This is a genomic window from Collinsella sp. CLA-ER-H7 (assembly GCF_040092345.1).
Lineage (GTDB): Bacteria > Actinomycetota > Coriobacteriia > Coriobacteriales > Coriobacteriaceae > Collinsella.
In genome coordinates, this window is sequence record NZ_JBBNLT010000007.1 from 1 (window position 1) to 18,427 (window position 18,427).

Below are 18,427 nucleotides of genomic sequence, written 5' to 3' on the forward strand. Positions count from 1 at the left end.
ACGAGCGTCGGTAAGACACGCCGAGGTCGCCGCGGACGGGCTGATATAGGGAGAGGGCCTGACCCCATATCGTTGGGGCCAGGCCCGATTTTGCCTCTTGACAATGTCCTGCTCATATTAAAAGGAACGTCCCTAAGTGCCAACCAGGGCAACACCGCAGATAGAGGACGGACAGCGAAAGCCCGCCAGAGCGAGCAAGGTGCCTTCAAGAAAAATGGCGCCGCAGGTTGAGCATAAGTCAGCGAGCGGGTCGCATTTGTGACAAGGTGACGTGAAACGAAAGGGCGCTGACCTTTTGGTCGCGCCCTTGAAGTTGAACGTCAGATTGTCCAAATGCGGCCCGCGCAGCGTCGAGCCGTTACGCGGTTCGTAGAACCGCGTAACAAGTTAGTACATCTTTGCGCCGGCGGGGATGGAGGCGTCGAGCTGGATCAGGTTGAGACGCTCCTCGCCCTCCTCCTCGTGGACAGCGCTGATCAGCATGCCGCAGCTGGGAATACCCATCATCTTGCGCGGAGGCAGGTTGGTGATGGCGAGCAAGGTCTTGCCAACCAGGTCCTCGGGCTCGTAATAAGCGTGAATACCGGAGAGGATGGTGCGGTCGGTGCCGGTGCCGTCGTCGAGCGTAAAGTTCAGCAGCTTCTTGGACTTCTTGACGGCCTCGCATGCCTTGACCTTCACAGCGCGGAAGTCGCTCTTGGAGAAGGTATCAAAGTCGACGAACTCCTCAAACAGCGGCTCAACGGCGATCTTGGAGTAATCGAGCGTGGGCTTAAGCGACTTAACGAACGGGCTCGCGGCGTTGCCGGCCTCGGCAGCCTTGGCGGCAGCGGCACCGGACTGGAAACCCTTCTCGGGCTTCATGTGCGGGAACAGCAGCACGTCGCGGATAGAAGCCTGGTTGGTGAGCAGCATGACCACGCGGTCGACACCAATGCCAATGCCGCCCGCGGGAGGCATACCGTACTCGAGGGCGCGCACGTAGTCCTCGTCGTACTCCATGGCCTCGTCGTCACCGCCGGCCTTCTCGGCCATCTGGGCGGCAAAGCGCTCGGCCTGGTCGACCGGGTCGTTGAGCTCGGAGAACGCGTTGGCGTACTCGTGACCGGCAATAACCAGCTCAAAGCGGTGCGTCAGGCGCGGGTCGTCCTCAAAACGCTTGGCAAGCGGGCTGACCTCGATGGGGTAATCGCACACGAACGTCGGGTTGACGATGGTGTCCTCGCCCAGCTCATCGTAAATCTCGGCGATGATCTTGCCAGCAGTCCACTCGGGCTTGATCTCCAGGCCCTTCTCGCGCGCGGCGGCAGCAAGCTCCTCGACTGGCGTGTCAATGGTGACCTGCTTGCCGAGCACGTCGGAGACGATGTCGGTCATGGGACGGCTGGCCCACTCACCAGAAAGGTCGATGGTCTGGCCCTGGTACTCGATGACCTCGGGGTTGCCGATGGCCTTGTTGGCAGCCTTGATGACACCCTGGGCGAGTGCCTTCATGCCCTCGAGGTCGGAGAAGGCACGGTAGGCCTCCATCGTGGTGAACTCGGGGTTGTGGGTAAGGTCCATGCCCTCGTTACGGAAGATGCGGCCGATCTCGAACACGCGCTCAAAACCACCGACAATGCAGCGCTTGAGGTGCAGCTCGGTGGCAATACGCAGGTAGCACTCCTGATCGAGCGCGTTGAAGTGGGTAATGAACGGCTTGGCAGTAGCGCCGCCCTGGATGGTCTGCAGGATGGGGGTCTCGACCTCCATGTAGCCGTCGGACTCCATAAAGCGACGGAAGGTGGAGAGAATCTGCGAACGCTTACGGAAGGTCTCGCGAACGTCGTCGTTGGCGATCAGGTCGACATAGCGCTGGCGATAGCGGGTCTCCTTGTCGGAAAGACCGTGGAACTTCTCGGGCAGCGGACGAACGGCCTTGGCAAGCAGGGTCGCGCTCTTAGGAGCAACGGAAAGCTGGCCGCGCTGGGTGCGCACGACCACGCCGGTCACGCCCAGGATGTCGCCCAGGTCGAGGGCCTTGAGCGTATTCCAGGCAGCCTCGTCCATGTCGTTGATGCGGCAGAACAGTTGAATCTCGGCAGTCGCATCGCGCACGACGATGAACATGATCTTGCCCTGACCGCGCTTGGCGACCACACGGCCGGCGATCTTCACGACATCCTCGGTGTCCTCACCATCGGCAAGATCGGCGTACTTAGTCTCGATATCGGCGACGTAGTCCTCAAGCTCAGAGTGCTCGGGATAGGGGTTCTGGCCCGCCTCGAACAGGGCGGCGCGCTTGGCCAGGCGGGTGGCGCGCTCGTCGTTGAGCGTCGATGCCTGATCGGCGGCGTTCTGGTTCTCTGCCATAAGTTAGCTCCTCAAACTAAAACGCTCCCCAGGATTCGGTCCCAGGGAGCGAAAACATACCTTTACGCGGGACCGTGGTCTAGCGTGCGATCTTGGCGATGGTGTAGACGCGAGTCTTGCCGGAAGGCGTAACGACCTCGACGGAATCACCCTCGCCGTGACCGATGATGGCGTGACCGACCGGAGACTCGTTGGAGATCTTGTGCTCAAGCGAGTTGGTCTCGGTGGTACCGACGAGCGTGACTTCCATGACCTCACCGTTGGGATCAATCAGCGAAACGGTGGAACCGATGGAGACGGTCAGATCGCCCGTGGTGGCAGCAACCTGAGCGTTGGCAAGAATGGCCTGGATCTCGGCGATACGAGCAGCATTCTGGGCCTGCTTGTCCTTGGCGGCATCGTACTCGGAGTTCTCCGAAAGGTCGCCGAACGCGCGGGCTTCCTTGATGTCCTCGACGATCTCCTTGGCGTAATCGCCCTCACGCCAGGCGAGCTCCTCGACGAGCTTCTGGCGGCCCTCAGCGGTCAGTACGATCTGGCTTGCGTCCATACGGATATCTCCCCAACTCTGATCAAACAATCAACTGTCAACAAAACGAAAAAGACCGGCTAGCCTGCGGGCAAGCCGGTCAGGTGCTCACCCCAAAGGGATGGGACTACTCTGCGTCCGCGTCGCTGTCCTCTGCCTGCTTCTTCTTGGCAGCAGCGAGCTTGGCCTCGAGTTCAGCGATCTCCTTGTCCTCCTCGGACTGCTCGACCACGACCTCCTCGGCCTGCTTGGTCTCGGCCTTATCGTCGCCCTCCATACCCTCGCGGATATTCTTGACGGTAGAGCCGAGAGACTTGCCGAGCTTCGGCAGGTTCTTGGGCCCGAAGATAATCAGGACAACGACGAGAATAATGATGAGCTCAGGAGCCCTCAGTCCAAACATGTAGACCTCCACAATACAGCGAGACAAGCTCGAATGAGTATACCGCGGGTATCGCGGTATCACAACACTAGCTAAAAAAAGGGACCGCAAGAAGCGGTCCCTCCTCATGCTCTGGTCGGGTTGACTGGATTTGAACCAGCGACCCCTGCGTCCCGAACGCAGTGCTCTACCAAACTGAGCCACAACCCGTTAGCTTGACTATAGTAACAAAGATTTTCGCCGCGTGCTAGAGAAATTTTTATTTCTTTGGCGCGTCGATTTGAACCGTGTTGGGAATAAGCTCAGTCGCGCAGGCCCACCAGCCATTTTGCTGGGCAACATCGGCAAGCCTTTCGGCCGTAGCAGCGGTGTCGCAAATGGCAAACGAGCAGGCACCCGATCCGCACACATCTACAGCAACGGTTCCGTCCTGTTTACGCAGCCAGTCGAGGACCGTTTGAATCTGCGACTCCATCTGTGCGGAAATGACACCCAAGTTGTTATGGATGAGTGCATATGCCGTCTCGGCATCACCAGCACGCAAGGCAGAAGCTATCGCGCCGGGCTTGTCCGCAGGCACCGGGGCCTCGTCAAAACGTCGATAGGCTTCAATTGTCGAAACGCTTGCCTCGCGCGGCTTGACCAGCACGACGGGCGTCGCGGGCAGCGCGGGGTACTCAGTTGCCAGCACGTCTCCCCCACCTACGTAGAACGCAGGACTCGCGTGCAAAAAGAACGGGACGTCGGCACCAATGCCCCGCGCAATATCGTCGAGCGCTGGGTCGGTGTGATCAATGCCCCAGAGCTCCGCCAAGGCGACAATGACCGCGGCCGCATCCGTCGAGGGGCCGCCCAAGCCGGCGCACAATGGGATGCGCTTCTCAATCGTCACGCAGATGTTTGCCTCGCGACCATAATGCTCGGCCATAGCAACCGCAGCCCGATACGCCGTATTCTTTTGCATGGGAAAATCTGATGCTGGAACCGTCTGGACGGTCAGCACCTGCGCCGGCGTGACCGTCACGGTATCGGAAAGACCGACGGCCGCCATCAGGGAATCGACCCTGTGGTAGCCGCGGTCATCGCGCTCGGTATGAACCCCCAGGTAGAGGTTAATCTTTGCCGGCGCGGAAAGAGTCAGGGACCGATCGGTCACCGTTAATGCTCCTCGAGCTGATTGCCGAGCGGGGTAAAGATGTGCTCGCCGCTCTCGGGGTCGAACAGCTCGACCTGACCGGTGAGCACATCGATATACTGGTAGGACTGACGCGACTTGCGGCCACGACGCTCGTCAACCTCGACAATGAAGACGGCCGGGTGGACGCTCTTGATGGTGCCCATGCGCTCGACGACGCGGGTACGGCCCATGTTGGCCTTCACCTTGACGCGATCGCCCACCATATCGGTCAGCTTCTCGTGGATGTCGTCGACGTGATTGACTTCCATCTCTTCCATGAACAGGGCCTCCAGAAGGTGCAATTCAAAAAGGGGATAATACCCCTAAGATAGACAAAACTCTAATACTATAGCACCCTATTGTGGCCATACGCAAGTAGCTAAATAAGCCCGGTCCCAAATACGTACCAGACGACAATCTCGCATGACCAGTTGTTACGCGGTTTGGTAAACCGCGTAACCTAAAGGTTGTCGGTGTCCAAGACGATGGTGAACGGACCGTCGTTGACAAGATCGACTTTCATATCGGCGCCAAAAATGCCGTGCGCCACGTGTTCGACATCTTGACGAACGAGCGTCAGGAAGTACTCGTAGAGCTCGTTGGCGACATCGGGGGCGCCGGCATCCGTAAACGATGGGCGGCGACCGTGGCGGCAGTCGGCGAACAGCGTGAACTGCGACACCACGAGCACCTCGCCGTCGACATCGGCAAGCGCCAAGTTGGTCTTGCCGTTCTCGTCCTCGTTGATACGCAGCCCGCGGAGCTTGCCCCACAGCTTGTCGGCCTCGGCACGCGTATCGCCATGGCCCACACCCAGCAGCACCAGGTAGCCGCGTCCAATGCGGCCCACGCACTCGCCGTCGACCGTCACGCCGGCGTTGAGCACGCGCTGCACCACCGCACGCACGGTCTACTCCTCGCCCGTCAGCTTGGCGGACAGATGCTCGAGCGCGTGGAAACGATGGCTGATGGCGTTCTTCTCGTCAGCCGTCAGCTCGGCCATGGTCTTGCCCGGCGTGTCGACCGGCAGGAACAGCGGGTCGTAGCCAAAGCCGTGATCGCCGCGGCCCTCGTGCGCGATAACGCCCTCGCAGGCGCCCTCACCATAGGTGACCAGACCATCCGTGTCGATGAGCGCGACGACACTCATAAAACGCGCGGTGCGATCCTCGTCTGCCACGCCTTCCAAGTTAACGAGCAGCTTGGCGTTGTTGGCGGCATCGTCGCCATGCACGCCCGCATAGCGCGCGCTATACACGCCCGGCCCGCCGTCCAGGGCATCAACGACCAAGCCCGAATCGTCGGCAATGGCCATGAGCCCCGTCTCCTCGACGGCAGCCTGCGCCTTGATGATGGCGTTCTCCAAAAACGTCGTGCCGTTTTCCTCGGGGTCCTCAAAATCGCCCAGCTGGCCGAGCGCCACAAAGCGCACCTCGGGCATGACCTTGCCCAAAATGGCCTCGATCTCGGTGAGCTTATGAGCGTTTCCGGTTGCCACGACGATGGTCGCCGCCGGGTCGAGGGTGTCGATGTCGATCTTCTCAAGTGCCATAACTGGCCTCCTTGTCTCTATAGCAATGCCGCGCCGAGGGCGACGAGGGCCTCTGCCTCTCCCCTCTCAATCAACGGCAGTCTTGTGTCTAGACGTCTCCGCAGATGAAACCTACCAAAATAAACCTGTCCCTTTTTGGCAGGTTAGGCGAGGGCTTGGCGCTGAAGCTCGATGAGCTCGGCGATACCCTTGTCGCCCAGGTCGAGCAGGGCGTTGAGGCGTTTGCGGTCGAAGGGCGCCTGCTCGCCGGTGCCCTGGAGCTCGATCATCTCACCGGTATCGGTGGCGACGAGGTTCATGTCGACCTCGGCATGACTGTCCTCGGAATAATCGAGGTCAAGCAGCGTATTGCCGTCGACAACGCCCATGGAGATGGCAGCCACCTGGCCGGTAAGCGGGATGCGCTCGATCTTGCCCGCCTCGACCCACATGGCGAGGGCGTCGTGCAGCGCCACCCAGGCGCCGGTGATGCTCGCTGTACGCGTGCCGCCATCGGCCTGAATCACATCGCAGTCGACGGTGACGGTGTACTCGCCGAGCGCCTTCATGTTGACGACGGTACGCAGGCTGCGGCCAATGAGGCGCTCGATCTCCATGGAGCGACCCTTGCGGTTGGCGTGCTCGCGCTTGCAGCGCTTGCCGGTCGACGCCGGCAGCATGGCGTATTCCGCGGTCACCCAGCCGGCCTTGGCGCCCTTTCGCCAGCCCGGCACGCCCTCCTCGATAGTGGCGGCGCACAGCACGCACGTGTCGCCGAACTCGGCGAAACACGAGCCGTGGGCGTGCTTCATGACACCACGGGTGAGCTTGACGGGGCGCAGCTCATTGGCGGCACGGCCGTTGGCGCGGTTGACCTGCATGTACTCCATAGAAATATCCTTTCGGCAAAAGCTGTGGCGAAGCCTTTGGAGCTGCCTTACATCTATTTCAGTTCGTCGATATCGATATGTTCGATGCTCTTGAGCGGCTGACCAAAGATAAAGCTGCCCGCCACCGCAAACTCGGCAATGTTATCGGCCGTCGTGGCAAAACGATGCTGCGGCTCGGCGGCGTCGCCCGCCAGCTGCTCGCGGCGCGTGAGGATATCGGTCAGCTCGCGTGTGGTCTCCTCGGCGGAACTCACGACGCGCACCCCAGGCCCCAGCGCATGGCGGATAGGTCCCACCAACAGCGGGAAATGCGTACAGCCGAGCACCACGGTATCGATACCGTGGTCGCGCAGCGGCTCAACCGTGGCACCCACCAGCGCACGCACGGCAGGCGTATCGAAGATGTCCTCGTTCTCAAGCCACTGTTCCTGCAGATGTGCACCCGAGGCGAGCTCGTGTTCGACAACCTCGACAAAGCTCGAGGCAGGACAGCCGTATACATCGACGCCGGCATCTAGATCCTGAATGGCGCGCGTGTAGGCGCCCGAGCGAATGGTGAGGTTGGTAGCGAGCACGCCCACGCGACGCGTACGCGTGCTGTTGATTGCTGCACGGGCACCCGGCGCGATCACGCCGATCACGGGAACGTCGAGCACCTGCTGGGCCAGACGCAAGGCCGCAGCGGTCGCCGTGTTGCAGGCGATGACCATAATCTTGACGTCGTGCTTCGAAAGCCAACGACCCGCCTGCAGCGCAAACGAGCGCACTTCATCCTCGGTGCGCGTGCCGTAGGGGCAGCGCTTGGTGTCGCCAAAGTAGTAGACGGACTCGTGCGGCAGCGCCGTCGCAATCGCGCGCGCAACCGTCAGACCGCCCAAACCAGAATCGAACACGCCAATCGGGCGCGTGTCGCCTGCCGGATTCTCGATATCGGACATTACCTCACCAGTCTCTCTCGAAAAGACATGTCCAAGTGCAGCGACGCCGCGCTACGAACGCGCCGCGACCAGCAGCTCTGCCGTCGCCGCCCAACCGTCGACAATTTTGCCGCGCGTAACGAAAGCGTTCTCGCAAGCAGCCAGGAACTCGGGCGCGCCGGCGCTCGTCAGGCCATTCTCGACCAAGCAGAACGTGCCCACGTGATCGGCCATGTAGAAGTCGGACTCGGAGTCGCCGAGCGCAAGCGTCTCCTCGCGCTCGATCCCCAGGCGCTCGCAGAAGCGCGCAATGGCGACGCCTTTGTTGAGGCCCGCGGGGTTGATGTTGAATGCGCGACCGTCCTCGACGCGATCGAGCTCGAGCGTCGTCGGCTTGGACAGATGCGTCAGGTGACCGTTGCAAGCCCAAATCAGACCGCAGCCGGCCTCGTCCAGAATGGCCTGAACCTCATCGTCGGGCACATCGCCGCGCATGCCGACGGTGACCTCACGGTATTTGTAGCCGGTCGACATGTCGTTGTGGTACTCGATCTTGTGCGGCCAGCGGGCAAGGATCTTCTCGCACACGCCGGTCTGCTCGATCACCTGGTGCGGCGTGAGGCCGCAAGAGGAGTCGTAGGGCATGTCGCCGGTCAGATACTCCCAATCGTTGGCTTTGAGGTCGTACATGACCAGGCCGCCCATCTCGCCGATGTAGGAGTTGAGGCCGAGCACGCGCGCATCCTCGTGGATCATGGTACGGTTGCGGCCCGAGGTGGGAACCACCTGAATACCAGCGCGAGCGAGCGCCACGACGGCCTCGACGAGTTTGGTCGAGGGGTTGCCGTCGTTGTCGCGCAGCACGCACGAGCCGGGTGCGAGCATCGTGGCATCCAGGTCGGTAAAGACGTACTTGACCTTGGCCAAGCGCTCGCGCATCTCGCCCGAAAGCTCAGCGACGGTCGGCAGGGTATTGTGGGACATGGTTACTCCGTTTACGTAGAAGGGTTTGGACTTGGACGGCATGTTTTGATTGAGGGAACACGCTTATGGCGACAGCGCACTCAGGGCGCCGCCGCCATCATGGTTCATTAGTCAAACTGGGTAACATCGATCAGGCGATTGGCCAGCGAAAGGTCGCTCTCGATGGGCACGAACTCGTCGCCCACGTGCATGAGCTCCTCGTCACCCTTTGCCAGCAGCAAGACAATGGTGGGAGCATCGGGGTTGACGTACTCCTCGCGCGCCGCCTTGAACGCCGCATGCACAGCGGCTTCGCGGTCGAGGATGATCTTGTTCGGCGTATCGTCGGGAACATGCTCGGCAAGCTCGCGACAGACCTTCATCGGGTCCTCGTGAGCTGGATCCTCGTTGGCAAAGATCATCAGGTCGGAATACGGTGCGGCCTCGCGCGGAAGCTGCTCGCGGCGCTCCTGCGCCTTGCCGCCGGCAGCGCCAAACAGCGCAATGACGGGGCTAGCGGGAAACGCGCGCTTCACCGACGAGAAAAGCGAACGGAACGAAAGCTGGTTGTGCGCATAGTCGACGACGCAGATCACGCGGCCGTCCTTCGACTCCACGACCTCCATACGGCCCGGCACACGCAGTTTGGAGAGGCCCTTCTTGATAGCCTCGATACCGATGCCGATCTCGCGCGCAGCGGCGATAGCGACCAGCGCGTTTTCCACGTTAAAGTCGCCCGCGATGCCCAGCAGGACCTTCTCCCCCGTCTCGGACTCGTCGGCACACAGGCCATGCAAGTTGAACTCGATGCTAAAGCCGACCATGCGTACGTCGCTTGCCCACAGGCTCGCCTCGGGATGCTCGACGCCAACGGTCACCAAGCGATCGGCCGTCGACGCTGCCTCCAGCACGCGTTCGACTTCATCAGTGCCCAGATTCACTACGGCAGTCTTTGCCTGGTCAAAGATCCTGAGTTTGCTCTCAAAATAATCCTCAAACGTGGGGTGCTCGATCGGCGAGATGTGGTCGCGGCCGATGTTGAGGAAACACGCCACGTCAAACGGCAGATTCTCGACGCGTTGATACTTGAGCGCCTGGCTCGAGACCTCCATGACCATGGACTGGCGACCGGACTCACGGCAGTTGGCGATATGGCGCCAGACCTCGGGAGCCTCGGGCGTGGTGTTGGTGCTCTCGTAGCACTCGATACCATCGTCGGTGTTCACCGAACCGATCATGCCGCAGGACTCGCCCGCCGCCTTGATGATGGACTGGAGCATAAAAGCGGCCGTGGTCTTTCCCTTGGTGCCGGTGATGCCCACGATCTTGACGTCGTGGTCGGGACGGTCGTAGACCTCCGGCGGCAACAGGGCCATGGCCGTGCGAACGCTATCAACAACCAGCATCGCAGCACCGCTCTCCTGCGCCAGCGGCTCCAGAGACTCGACCAGTGGCTCCTCGCACACAAATGCGACGGCGCCCGCATCGAGCGCCATGCTCAAAAACGCGGGCTTAAAGGCAGCACCTTTGCAGAAGAACACGTCACCTGCCGAGACCGCGCGCGAATCAAACGAGCAGCCGGTCACGGCACGCTCGTCAACCTGCTCTGATGCGCGCAGCTCGCCGCACACATCGAGAAGCTTGGCAAGCGTATCGACCGTGGTCACGGTCGCGGAATCCGAATGGTGCATCTTTCACCTTTCTCAGCCATTTGGCAGGGACGGTTTTATAGTAACTGAAACGCACCCACGCAAAAACGGCTCCCGGAGGAGCCGTTACGCGCAGGCGTTCGTAAGCCGAGGCTAGGCAGCCTGAACAGCGGGCTGGTCCTCGTCGATAAAGAAGCGCTTGTACCACACCAAGAACACGAGCGGCGTATAGATCTTGCGCTGGAAATCGCCCTTGCCCGCAAAGTGCAGATCGAGCAGGTGCATGAGTTCGTCGGTATTGAAGAACTCGCTTGCCCACGGCGCGGTGAAGTACTCCTTGACATAGTCGTACCACTTTTGCTCGCGCAGCCAGTAGACAATCGGCACCGGGAAGCCCACCTTGGGACGGGTGGCCCACTCATCGGGCAGCGACTTGTTGGCAGCGTGGCGGAGTACCTGTTTGTTGCCGTTCTCGTTGATGCGGTAGCGGTCGGGAATGTGCTCGGCGAACTCCATGACTTTGCGGTCCAGGAAGGGCACGCGCAGCTCCAGCGAGTGTGCCATGCACATCTTGTCGGCCTTGAGCAGAATGTCGCCCGGGAGCCACATGTTCATGTCCAGGTACTGCTTCTTGACCAGCTCGGGCTGACCCTTCACGCGTGCGTAGATGGGTGCAGCGAGCTCAAAGGCGCCGTCGCCGGTGTTGTACTCGGGCTTGAGCACGCCGTCGACCTCGCGCTCCGGCCATACCAGAGCCTGTCCCAGGAACGACTTCTCGGGGATCTCGGCACCCTTGACCAGGAAGTTATGTCCCTTGAAGTACGGCATATGCAGCGCCAGGTTACCGAGCGCGCGACGGATGGGCAGCGGCACCATCTTTTTGTACTTGCGCACCGGGACCGTGTCCTCGTAGTAGGCGTAGCCGCCAAAGAGCTCGTCGGCGCCTTCGCCCGAAAGCACGACGGTGACGTCCTTGCGGGCCATCTCGGCCAAGAACCACAGCGGCACGGAAGACAGGTTGGACTGTGGCTCGTCCATGTGATACTGGATGTCCTCGAGCGCACCGAAGAACTCGTCGGCGGTAATCATCTTGCGAACGTTTTCGACGCCGAGCTTATCGGAAAGCTCCTTGGCGTAGTTGGTCTCGTTGAAGTTCTTGTAGTCAAAGCCCACCGAGAAGGTCTTGTCGGGCATGAGGCAAGCGGCGATGTAGCTGGAGTCGACGCCACCGGAGAGGAACGACGCGACCTTGACGTCGGCGATGCGATGGGCCTCGACGCTCTCGTGCACGACTTCGTCCAGCTCATCGACATACTCTTCGAACGGCTTCTCGACGGCAGAGTAATCGCAATCCCAGTAGCGCTCGATGTTCATCTTGCCGGTCGGGATATCGACGGTAAAGTAATGCGCCGGTGGCAGCTTGTAGACACCCTCGAAGAAGGTCTCCTCGGTTGCCGAATACTGCAGCGTCATGTACGGACGCAGGGCCTTTTTGTTGACCGCCTTGTGGAAGTGCGGGTAGTCCAAGAAGCTCTTGATCTCGGAACCAAAGAGCACGCCCGGAGCGCCGTCGCCCGCATCGGCCATGGGATAGTAGTAAAGCGGCTTGATGCCAAAGATGTCGCGGGCGCCAAAAAGCTTGTTCTTCTTTTTGTCCCAGATGACGAAGGCGTACATACCGCGTAAGCGATCGAGGACGGCCTCGCCCCACTCCTCGTAGCCGTGCAGGAGGCTCTCGGTGTCGGCGCCGCAGTGGAACTTGTAGCCCTTGGCCTCGAGCTCGGAACGGAGTTCTTGGAAGTTGTAGATCTCGCCGTTGAAGACAATGACGACGCTACCGTCCTCGTTGGCCATGGGTTGGGCGCCAGCCTCGGTCAGGTCGAGGATCGACAGGCGGCGGAAGCCGAGGGCAACGCGGCCGTCGATAAACTGACCGCCCATGTCGGGACCGCGATGGACGATGCGGTCCATCATCTTGGTGAGCACCTCGGATTGGTTATCCGTCCCACCGACAAAACCGACAAAACCGCACATATACTATCCCCTCTGCTGTTACTGGGCATCAAATCGAATCAGTAGCTTTTGAGTATACCCGAGGGCGTAAAGAGGGGCGGAATGTTCAGGCAATCTCAACTGAATCAGCTCCGCTGTGACACGCGCGAGTTACCTTTAATGGATATGAGGTGAATGAGGCGATTGTTTTGCTATACTCTCTCCGCACGGGCGATTGGCGCAACGGTTAGCGCAGGTGCTTTACACGCACAAGGCTGGGGGTTCGAATCCCTCATCGCCCACCACTTGATTGAAAAGGCTCCCAGCGATGGGGGCCTTTCTTTTTTGTGCCCAGTGCAGAGGGATTCGAACCCGCAAGGGTGCGGAGCTGAGGAAACGCGAAGCGTTTTCCAGCGCAGCACGCGAGGAGCGAAGCGACGAAGCGGAAGCGGGCGGCGCCAGCCGCACGCGGACATCCCTCATCGCCCACCACTTGATTGAAAAGGCTCCCAGCGATGGGGGCCTTTCTTTTTTGTGCCCAGTGCAGAGGGATTCGAACCCGCTAGCACGTCTGTCACAAAGGCCGTGGCCAAAAAATGGCAAAAATGAGTACTGCTACCTTGGTTACAACATATAAATAGATAGTATTTGCTTAAGTTTCGCAACATATGTCCATTATAAGGACTAACAGTTGGACCAGAATCGTGCATTCATCGCCATTTCGACTTGCTATTTGGTCTGATTAGTCCAAAATTGCTGCTACCAAATCGGTAACAGTACTCATATTTGATGTTTTTTGACCAGTAGGTCTCCCAGCCTTAGCAAATCTAAGGCAAAAAGGGTTCCAGACCGCTGAATCATGCCGCATATGGCACGTCCGCAGTCCGGAACCCGGTCCAAATTGAGTTATTGCGCCGAACTAGCCCAAGACACCCGACAAAATCTCAATCAGGCTATCCACATCGGCCTCCTCGCACACGAGCGGCGGCAGGAAACGCAGCGTATGAGCTCCGGTCGCGTTAATCACGGCACCGGCTTCCAGCGCTCGGGCAACAATGTCATGTGCATCGCCCGCAGCGTCATCCAGGTCGCAGCCGAGCATCAGGCCGCGGCCACGGACCTCAACCACGTGCGGAAGCTTGGCTAGCGTCTGCTCCATATAGGCGCCCACCTTGGCGGCATGCTCAGCGTAGTCGCCGCGCACAAGCGCGGAGAGCGTCGCAGCGCACGCCGCGACGGCCAAGCAGCTACCGCCAAAGGTCGAACCGTGGTCGCCAGGCTTAAACACGTCGGCGATCTCCTTCTTTGCCACCACGGCGCCCATGGGAACGCCGTCGGCGATGCCCTTGGCAAGACTCATGATGTCGGGCTCCACGCCATAAGTCTGGAACGCAAACGGCTTACCGGAGCGGAACAGACCGCACTGGACCTCGTCGGCGATAAGGACGGCACCGGCCTCGTGCGCCAGGTCGCGCGCGGCAGCCATAAACTCCTCGGTCATGGGATGCACGCCGCTCTCGCCCTGAATCGGCTCGAGCATCACGGCGCAAATCTCGCTTCCCAGCTGCTTAAAGATTGCATGCAGCTCATCGATATCGTTGGGTGTGCAGGCCACAAAGCCGCCCGGCAGCGGGCGGAAGCTATCCTGCAGCCAATCCTGCATGGTAGCGGCAATGGTCTCGAGCGTTCTGCCATGGAAGCCACCGCGCATGCACACGATGGTGTTGCCACCGTTACCGGCACGCTTGGCGTACAGGCGAGCAAGCTTCATCGAACCCTCATTGGCCTCGGCGCCGGAGTTGGCAAAGAACGTCTCCCACACCTGCTCGCCCGCCGTCGGAGCACCGAGCGCAGCTGCCGTGGTCTCATCGCCGGCGGCGATGGCATCGGCAATCACGCGCGCACCGTCTACGTCGTCGTTAGCGAGCTTGGACAGCAACGCCGCGACCTGGCCACGCTGCTCGATGTAGAAGTAGTTAGACACATGCAGAAGCTTTTTGGTCTGAGCCTCGAGTGCCGAAAGCACTGTAGGATTACCGTGGCCTAGGCTACACACGCCAATTCCAGCGAGAAAGTCGAGATACTCACGACCATCGTCACCGGTGAGCTTCATACCGTGACCTTCGACAAACTCAACCGGCGAGCGGCCAAAGGTATGCATAACGTAGTGGGATTCGAGCGATTGTTGAGCAGCAAGTGACATGGGATGCCTTTCGTCGGGCGCTAGGTAGCGCGGGCTATGGGTGTACGGATGCGGCGCCAGGACGTTAAACCGTCTGGAGCTTCTCGACCTCGTCGAGGTTCTCGGTCAGGCGCGCCGCAAAGGTCGAAAGCGGGTGCGGGTGCGTATCGAACTCATAAGCCGTCTCGGTGGAATGAATCACGGTACCGACGCCGGCATCGGTCAACAGCTCCAGCAGCAGCGAATGCGGCGTGGTGCCGTTGATGATGTGCGCGCGGAACACACCGGCGGCAAGCGCATCGACAGCGGCGCGTAGCTTGGGAATCATGCCCTTGTCGACTTCGCCGCCGTAGAGCATCTCATTAACCTCGTCGAGCGTCAGGTTGGAAATGAGCGAATCCTTGTCGCTAAAGTCCTTATACAGGCCATCGACGTCGGTAAGGAAGATCACCTTATGCGCGTGGAGCGCCGCCGCGACAGCACCGGCGGCGGTATCGGCGTTGATGTTAAAGAAGCCGCCGTCCTCCCCCGCCGCGACGGTAGCGATGACGGGAATGTACTCGCTATCGAGCAAGCGCTCGATATAGTCGGTGTTGACGTGCGTCACTTTGCCCACGCGACCGAGCTCGGGGTCGAGCGGCTCGGCGATGAGCGTGCCGGCATCGCTGCCCGACACGCCCACGGCCAGGTTACCGTGCTGGTTGATGGCAGCGACCAGCTCCTGGTTGACCTTGCCGCCCAGTACCTCGCGCACGATATCCATGGTATCCGGCGTGGTTACGCGCTGGCCGTTCTTAAATTCGACAGGGATGTCATAGTGGCTGAGTGCTTCGTTGATGGCCTTGCCGCCGCCATGCACGATAACGGGGCGCATGCCGATGATCTTGAGCAGAACGATATCGCTCATCACGTCGCGGCGCAGTTGCTCGTCGACCATGGCGGCTCCGCCGTACTTGATAACGACCGTCTTGCCGGTCAGGTTTTTAATCCACGGCAGCGCCTCGAACAGCAGCTGCGCGGTCGCTTCGTTGGATTCGCTCGAACGACAATCGCGTGCGAATTTCATAGTCTGCCTCGTCTTTCGTATCGTTATCGCGCCGTGCTCCGCTGTCCGCAATCGCGGCAAGATGCACAGCGTGCCTGGAATCTAGGAACGGTAGTCGCCGTTGATGGAGATGTACTCATGCGTGAGGTCGCAGGTCCACACAGTCGTTGCCGCGTCGCCTGCGCCCAGGTCGGCCGAGATCACGATCTCGGGCGCCTCGAAACGTCGCAGAGCCTCGTCCTCGTCAAAGGGAACAGTCAGACCGTCGCGACAGACAGGCATGCCCATCATGTCGATGGAAACGTCTTCCTGATTAAACTGCACGCCGCACTTGCCAAGCGCCATAGCGACGCGGCCCCAGTTGCAGTCGTGGCCAGCAATGCAGGTCTTGACGAGCGGCGAATTGGCGACGGCACGGGCGGCAATATCGGCTTCCTCGTCGTTAGCGGCGCCGGTAACATTAACCGTCACGAGCTTGGATGCGCCCTCGCCGTCGGCGGCGATGTTGCGCGCCAGGCTCTCGCACACCTCGTGCACGGCAAAGGACAGTTCGTCAAAAGCGTCAGTGCCCTCGACGATGACCTCGGTATCTGCGGCAGCAGCGCCAGAAGCAAGCATGATACAGGTGTCGTTGGTCGAGGTATCGGAATCGACCGTCACCTTATTAAAGGTCTGCTTAACGGTCGAGAGCAACAGGGCGTGGAGCGCCGCCGGCTCGACGGGGGCATCGGTAGTAATGACCGCGATCATGGTGGCCATATTGGGCATGATCATGCCCGAGCCCTTGCACATGCCGCCCACCGTATAGGCGTTGCCCGCATGGCCCGCAGCCTCACTGCGGTAGCGAACGGCATACTCCTTGGAGTGCGTATCGGTCGTCATGATGGCACGGGCGGCATCGGCGCCACCATGAGCGGAGAGCGCCTCGAAGGCGGACGGAACGGCCGTCTCAAACGTGTCGATCGGCAGAATCTGTCCGATCACGCCTGTGGATGCAACTAGGATCTGCTGGGGTTCACAGCCGATGACCTGCGACGCGATGTTGCATGTCTCGCGTGCGCAGGCAAGGCCGGTCTCGCCCGTAGCGGCATTCGCGTTGCCGGAGTTGATTGAAACACCAGCGACGATGCCATAGCCTTTGTCCGAACCGCCCAGGTTGGCACGGCTCACCTGCACGGGCGCCGCGCAAAAACGGTTGGTCGTAAACACGCCGGCGCCGGGACAGGGCTTATCAGGCACCACGAGCGCATAGTCCAAGCGCTCGGGATTCTTCCGGAATCCCGCATGGATGCCTGCGGCCTTAAAGCCAGCAGCTGCCGTAACGCCACCCTCGACGGCGCGAATCTTAATATCAATCAGGTCGGTATTCATCGTCCCTACGACTCCTTATATCAAATAAAAAAGCGGGCATCGGCTGGCACGCCATACCGGTCGCAATTAGTAGACCAGCTTAAAAGTGGCGCCCAACTCGATACCCGACTACCAAATCGTTAACAATCGAATGTGCTACACCGGGCACGCCACTGTGGGCAAGCCTCGTCGCTCGTCAAAGCCAAAGACGATATTGGCGCACTGGACCGCTTGGCCCGCAGCACCCTTGCACAAATTGTCGATAGCACCTGTCGCCACCAGCACGCCCGCACGTTTGTTGAGCGCAAGGCCGATCTGGGCGGCGTTGGTGCCGACGACCGAAGCCGTCTTGGGCTGCTGGCCGGCATCGAGCACGCGCACAAAGGTGCGACCGGCGTAGAACTTCTTGTAATGGTCGACGACGTCCTCAAGGGTCAACGTGTCGAGAGCCTGCGGCGCGAGCGGCATCGTCACCGTGGAAAGCAGGCCGCGCTTGAGCGGTGCCAAGTGTGGAGTAAAGACGACGCGATCGGTCAGGCCCAGGATCTGCTCAATCTCGGGCGTATGGCGATGTTTGCCTACGCCATAGGCCTCCAGGTTCTCGTCTGCGCTACAAAAATGGGTGCGAGCGTTACAGGACTTACCGGCACCCGTCACGCCACTAATGGCATCGACGATTACGGGGCCGCTCTCTGCCACCCAGCCCGCACGCACGGCAGGAGCAGCAGCAAGGCTCGTTGCGGTGGGATAGCAGCCGGCGCAGGCGACCAACACGGGCCCGCCAGCGGCATGGCTGGAAGCAGCGGTCTCTAAGTCCTGGCAGAACAGCTCGGGCAGGCCGAAAGCGCGGGTCTTGAGCAACTCGGGGCTCGTGTGCTCGGCGGCATACCATGCCTCAAAGACAGACGCGTCGCTCAGACGGTAATCGGCCGAAAGATCAAAGCAGGAAACGCCCGCGGCAAGGAGCGCGGGCACCTGTGCCATGGCAGCCGTGTGCGGCACGGCAAGAAAAACCGCATCGCAGCTCTTGAGCTCGGGGGCGTCATGCGTGGTGAAAACCAGATCGCTCACGCCAGCAAAGCTCGGATACACCGCGGACAGCGGCTGGCCGGCATCGGCGTTGGACGTAATGGCAGCAAGTTCAAACTCGGGATGGCCGAGCACGAGGCGAATGAGCTCGGCTCCGGCATATCCAGCCGCGCCGACGATTCCAACCTTCAAAGACATATCAGACTCCTTGTCTGCGATTTATGCACCGATGCGCATTTCGCAGCGGTCGTTATGAAGTGGGTTGAAACTTTAGCACCAAAAGATGCATGAATACGTAAATAGCTTGCATGTTCATGCATTGAAACATTCCCGACACATTCGCTTGAAGGAATTGACAAATAGAGCGGGCTCCGTATTGACCGGCACTCCTTACGGTGCCGGGCAACACGGAGCCCGCCCATGCGAAAACTAAGTTGTT

16 protein-coding genes and 2 tRNA genes are annotated in these 18,427 nt (G+C 60.4%); 1 reads left to right on the forward strand and 17 read right to left on the reverse strand.

Annotation, left to right across the window (positions count from 1 at the left end; translation table 11 throughout):
* Positions 1-387: 387 nt before the first annotated feature.
* The 13 genes from lysS to asnB form a co-directional block, all read right to left on the reverse strand.
* Positions 388-2,352: a lysine--tRNA ligase gene (gene lysS / locus AAAX75_RS05250; protein ID WP_349091313.1), complete on the reverse strand. Its 1,965-nt coding sequence runs from the start codon at positions 2,350-2,352 to the stop codon at positions 388-390.
* 79 nt (positions 2,353-2,431) lie between these two features.
* The gene (gene greA / locus AAAX75_RS05255; protein WP_006234960.1) at positions 2,432-2,902 is read right to left on the reverse strand and encodes a transcription elongation factor GreA; all 471 of its coding nucleotides are present in this window, start codon (positions 2,900-2,902) and stop codon (positions 2,432-2,434) included.
* 106 nt (positions 2,903-3,008) lie between these two features.
* Positions 3,009-3,284: a twin-arginine translocase TatA/TatE family subunit gene (gene tatA / locus AAAX75_RS05260; protein WP_022094895.1), complete on the reverse strand. Its 276-nt coding sequence runs from the start codon at positions 3,282-3,284 to the stop codon at positions 3,009-3,011.
* Positions 3,285-3,396: 112 nt separating this feature from the next.
* A tRNA-Pro gene (locus AAAX75_RS05265) sits at positions 3,397-3,473 on the reverse strand.
* A gap of 49 nt (positions 3,474-3,522) precedes the next feature.
* Complete coding sequence (gene ispE / locus AAAX75_RS05270) at positions 3,523-4,419, reverse strand: 4-(cytidine 5'-diphospho)-2-C-methyl-D-erythritol kinase (protein WP_349091314.1); 897 nt, start codon at positions 4,417-4,419, stop codon at positions 3,523-3,525.
* 2 nt (positions 4,420-4,421) lie between these two features.
* Positions 4,422-4,718, reverse strand: a complete 297-nt coding sequence (locus AAAX75_RS05275) for a Veg family protein (RefSeq protein ID WP_006234957.1) — start codon at positions 4,716-4,718, stop codon at positions 4,422-4,424.
* A gap of 182 nt (positions 4,719-4,900) precedes the next feature.
* The gene (dtd, locus tag AAAX75_RS05280) at positions 4,901-5,347 is read right to left on the reverse strand and encodes a D-aminoacyl-tRNA deacylase (protein ID WP_055286755.1); all 447 of its coding nucleotides are present in this window, start codon (positions 5,345-5,347) and stop codon (positions 4,901-4,903) included.
* Between the two features lie 3 nt (positions 5,348-5,350).
* A complete protein-coding gene (rdgB, locus tag AAAX75_RS05285) occupies positions 5,351-5,992 on the reverse strand; it encodes an RdgB/HAM1 family non-canonical purine NTP pyrophosphatase (protein WP_349091315.1) in 642 nt (213 codons plus the stop codon).
* Between the two features lie 143 nt (positions 5,993-6,135).
* A complete protein-coding gene (rph, locus tag AAAX75_RS05290) occupies positions 6,136-6,861 on the reverse strand; it encodes a ribonuclease PH (protein WP_349091316.1) in 726 nt (241 codons plus the stop codon).
* Positions 6,862-6,914: 53 nt separating this feature from the next.
* Positions 6,915-7,799 carry a glutamate racemase gene (murI, locus tag AAAX75_RS05295; protein ID WP_035137557.1) on the reverse strand — a complete coding sequence of 295 codons (885 nt, stop codon included), beginning with the start codon at positions 7,797-7,799 and terminating at the stop codon, positions 6,915-6,917.
* A gap of 51 nt (positions 7,800-7,850) precedes the next feature.
* Complete coding sequence (locus AAAX75_RS05300; protein ID WP_349091317.1) at positions 7,851-8,762, reverse strand: HAD-IIB family hydrolase; 912 nt, start codon at positions 8,760-8,762, stop codon at positions 7,851-7,853.
* Positions 8,763-8,869: 107 nt separating this feature from the next.
* The gene (locus AAAX75_RS05305; protein WP_349091318.1) at positions 8,870-10,432 is read right to left on the reverse strand and encodes a UDP-N-acetylmuramoyl-L-alanyl-D-glutamate--2,6-diaminopimelate ligase; all 1,563 of its coding nucleotides are present in this window, start codon (positions 10,430-10,432) and stop codon (positions 8,870-8,872) included.
* A 111-nt stretch (positions 10,433-10,543) separates the two neighbouring features.
* Complete coding sequence (gene asnB, locus AAAX75_RS05310) at positions 10,544-12,424, reverse strand: asparagine synthase (glutamine-hydrolyzing) (protein WP_117745773.1); 1,881 nt, start codon at positions 12,422-12,424, stop codon at positions 10,544-10,546.
* A 187-nt stretch (positions 12,425-12,611) separates the two neighbouring features.
* Here asnB and AAAX75_RS05315 point away from each other — a divergent pair.
* Positions 12,612-12,687: transfer RNA gene (locus AAAX75_RS05315), tRNA-Val, on the forward strand.
* A 614-nt stretch (positions 12,688-13,301) separates the two neighbouring features.
* On the opposite strand, the gene AAAX75_RS05320 is transcribed toward AAAX75_RS05315, so the two are convergent.
* The 4 genes from AAAX75_RS05320 to argC all read right to left on the reverse strand — a co-directional run bounded on the left by AAAX75_RS05320 (position 13,302) and on the right by argC (position 18,186).
* On the reverse strand, positions 13,302-14,585 hold the full coding sequence (locus tag AAAX75_RS05320) for an aminotransferase class III-fold pyridoxal phosphate-dependent enzyme (protein WP_349091319.1): 1,284 nt from the start codon (positions 14,583-14,585) through the stop codon (positions 13,302-13,304).
* Between the two features lie 64 nt (positions 14,586-14,649).
* The gene (argB, locus tag AAAX75_RS05325) at positions 14,650-15,630 is read right to left on the reverse strand and encodes an acetylglutamate kinase (protein ID WP_349089388.1); all 981 of its coding nucleotides are present in this window, start codon (positions 15,628-15,630) and stop codon (positions 14,650-14,652) included.
* Positions 15,631-15,711: 81 nt separating this feature from the next.
* Positions 15,712-16,980: a bifunctional glutamate N-acetyltransferase/amino-acid acetyltransferase ArgJ gene (argJ, locus tag AAAX75_RS05330; RefSeq protein ID WP_349091321.1), complete on the reverse strand. Its 1,269-nt coding sequence runs from the start codon at positions 16,978-16,980 to the stop codon at positions 15,712-15,714.
* Between the two features lie 135 nt (positions 16,981-17,115).
* A complete protein-coding gene (gene argC / locus AAAX75_RS05335) occupies positions 17,116-18,186 on the reverse strand; it encodes an N-acetyl-gamma-glutamyl-phosphate reductase (RefSeq protein WP_349091323.1) in 1,071 nt (356 codons plus the stop codon).
* Positions 18,187-18,427 lie beyond the last annotated feature (241 nt).

What these genes read in the sequence shown, in the direction of transcription:
- asnB (WP_117745773.1), bottom strand. Translation starts at nt 12,424, where the DNA reads ATGTGCGGTTTTGTCGGTTTTGTCGGTGGGACGGATAACCAATCCGAG.
- AAAX75_RS05320 (WP_349091319.1), bottom strand. Translation starts at nt 14,585, where the DNA reads ATGTCACTTGCTGCTCAACAATCGCTCGAATCCCACTACGTTATGCAT.
- murI (WP_035137557.1), bottom strand. Translation starts at nt 7,799, where the DNA reads ATGTCCGATATCGAGAATCCGGCAGGCGACACGCGCCCGATTGGCGTG.
- AAAX75_RS05300 (WP_349091317.1), bottom strand. Translation starts at nt 8,762, where the DNA reads ATGTCCCACAATACCCTGCCGACCGTCGCTGAGCTTTCGGGCGAGATG.
- rdgB (WP_349091315.1), bottom strand. Translation starts at nt 5,992, where the DNA reads ATGGCACTTGAGAAGATCGACATCGACACCCTCGACCCGGCGGCGACC.
- AAAX75_RS05305 (WP_349091318.1), bottom strand. Translation starts at nt 10,432, where the DNA reads ATGCACCATTCGGATTCCGCGACCGTGACCACGGTCGATACGCTTGCC.
- argJ (WP_349091321.1), bottom strand. Translation starts at nt 16,980, where the DNA reads ATGAATACCGACCTGATTGATATTAAGATTCGCGCCGTCGAGGGTGGC.
- lysS (WP_349091313.1), bottom strand. Translation starts at nt 2,352, where the DNA reads ATGGCAGAGAACCAGAACGCCGCCGATCAGGCATCGACGCTCAACGAC.
- AAAX75_RS05275 (WP_006234957.1), bottom strand. Translation starts at nt 4,718, where the DNA reads ATGGAAGAGATGGAAGTCAATCACGTCGACGACATCCACGAGAAGCTG.
- rph (WP_349091316.1), bottom strand. Translation starts at nt 6,861, where the DNA reads ATGGAGTACATGCAGGTCAACCGCGCCAACGGCCGTGCCGCCAATGAG.
- tatA (WP_022094895.1), bottom strand. Translation starts at nt 3,284, where the DNA reads ATGTTTGGACTGAGGGCTCCTGAGCTCATCATTATTCTCGTCGTTGTC.
- argC (WP_349091323.1), bottom strand. Translation starts at nt 18,186, where the DNA reads ATGTCTTTGAAGGTTGGAATCGTCGGCGCGGCTGGATATGCCGGAGCC.
- argB (WP_349089388.1), bottom strand. Translation starts at nt 15,630, where the DNA reads ATGAAATTCGCACGCGATTGTCGTTCGAGCGAATCCAACGAAGCGACC.
- greA (WP_006234960.1), bottom strand. Translation starts at nt 2,902, where the DNA reads ATGGACGCAAGCCAGATCGTACTGACCGCTGAGGGCCGCCAGAAGCTC.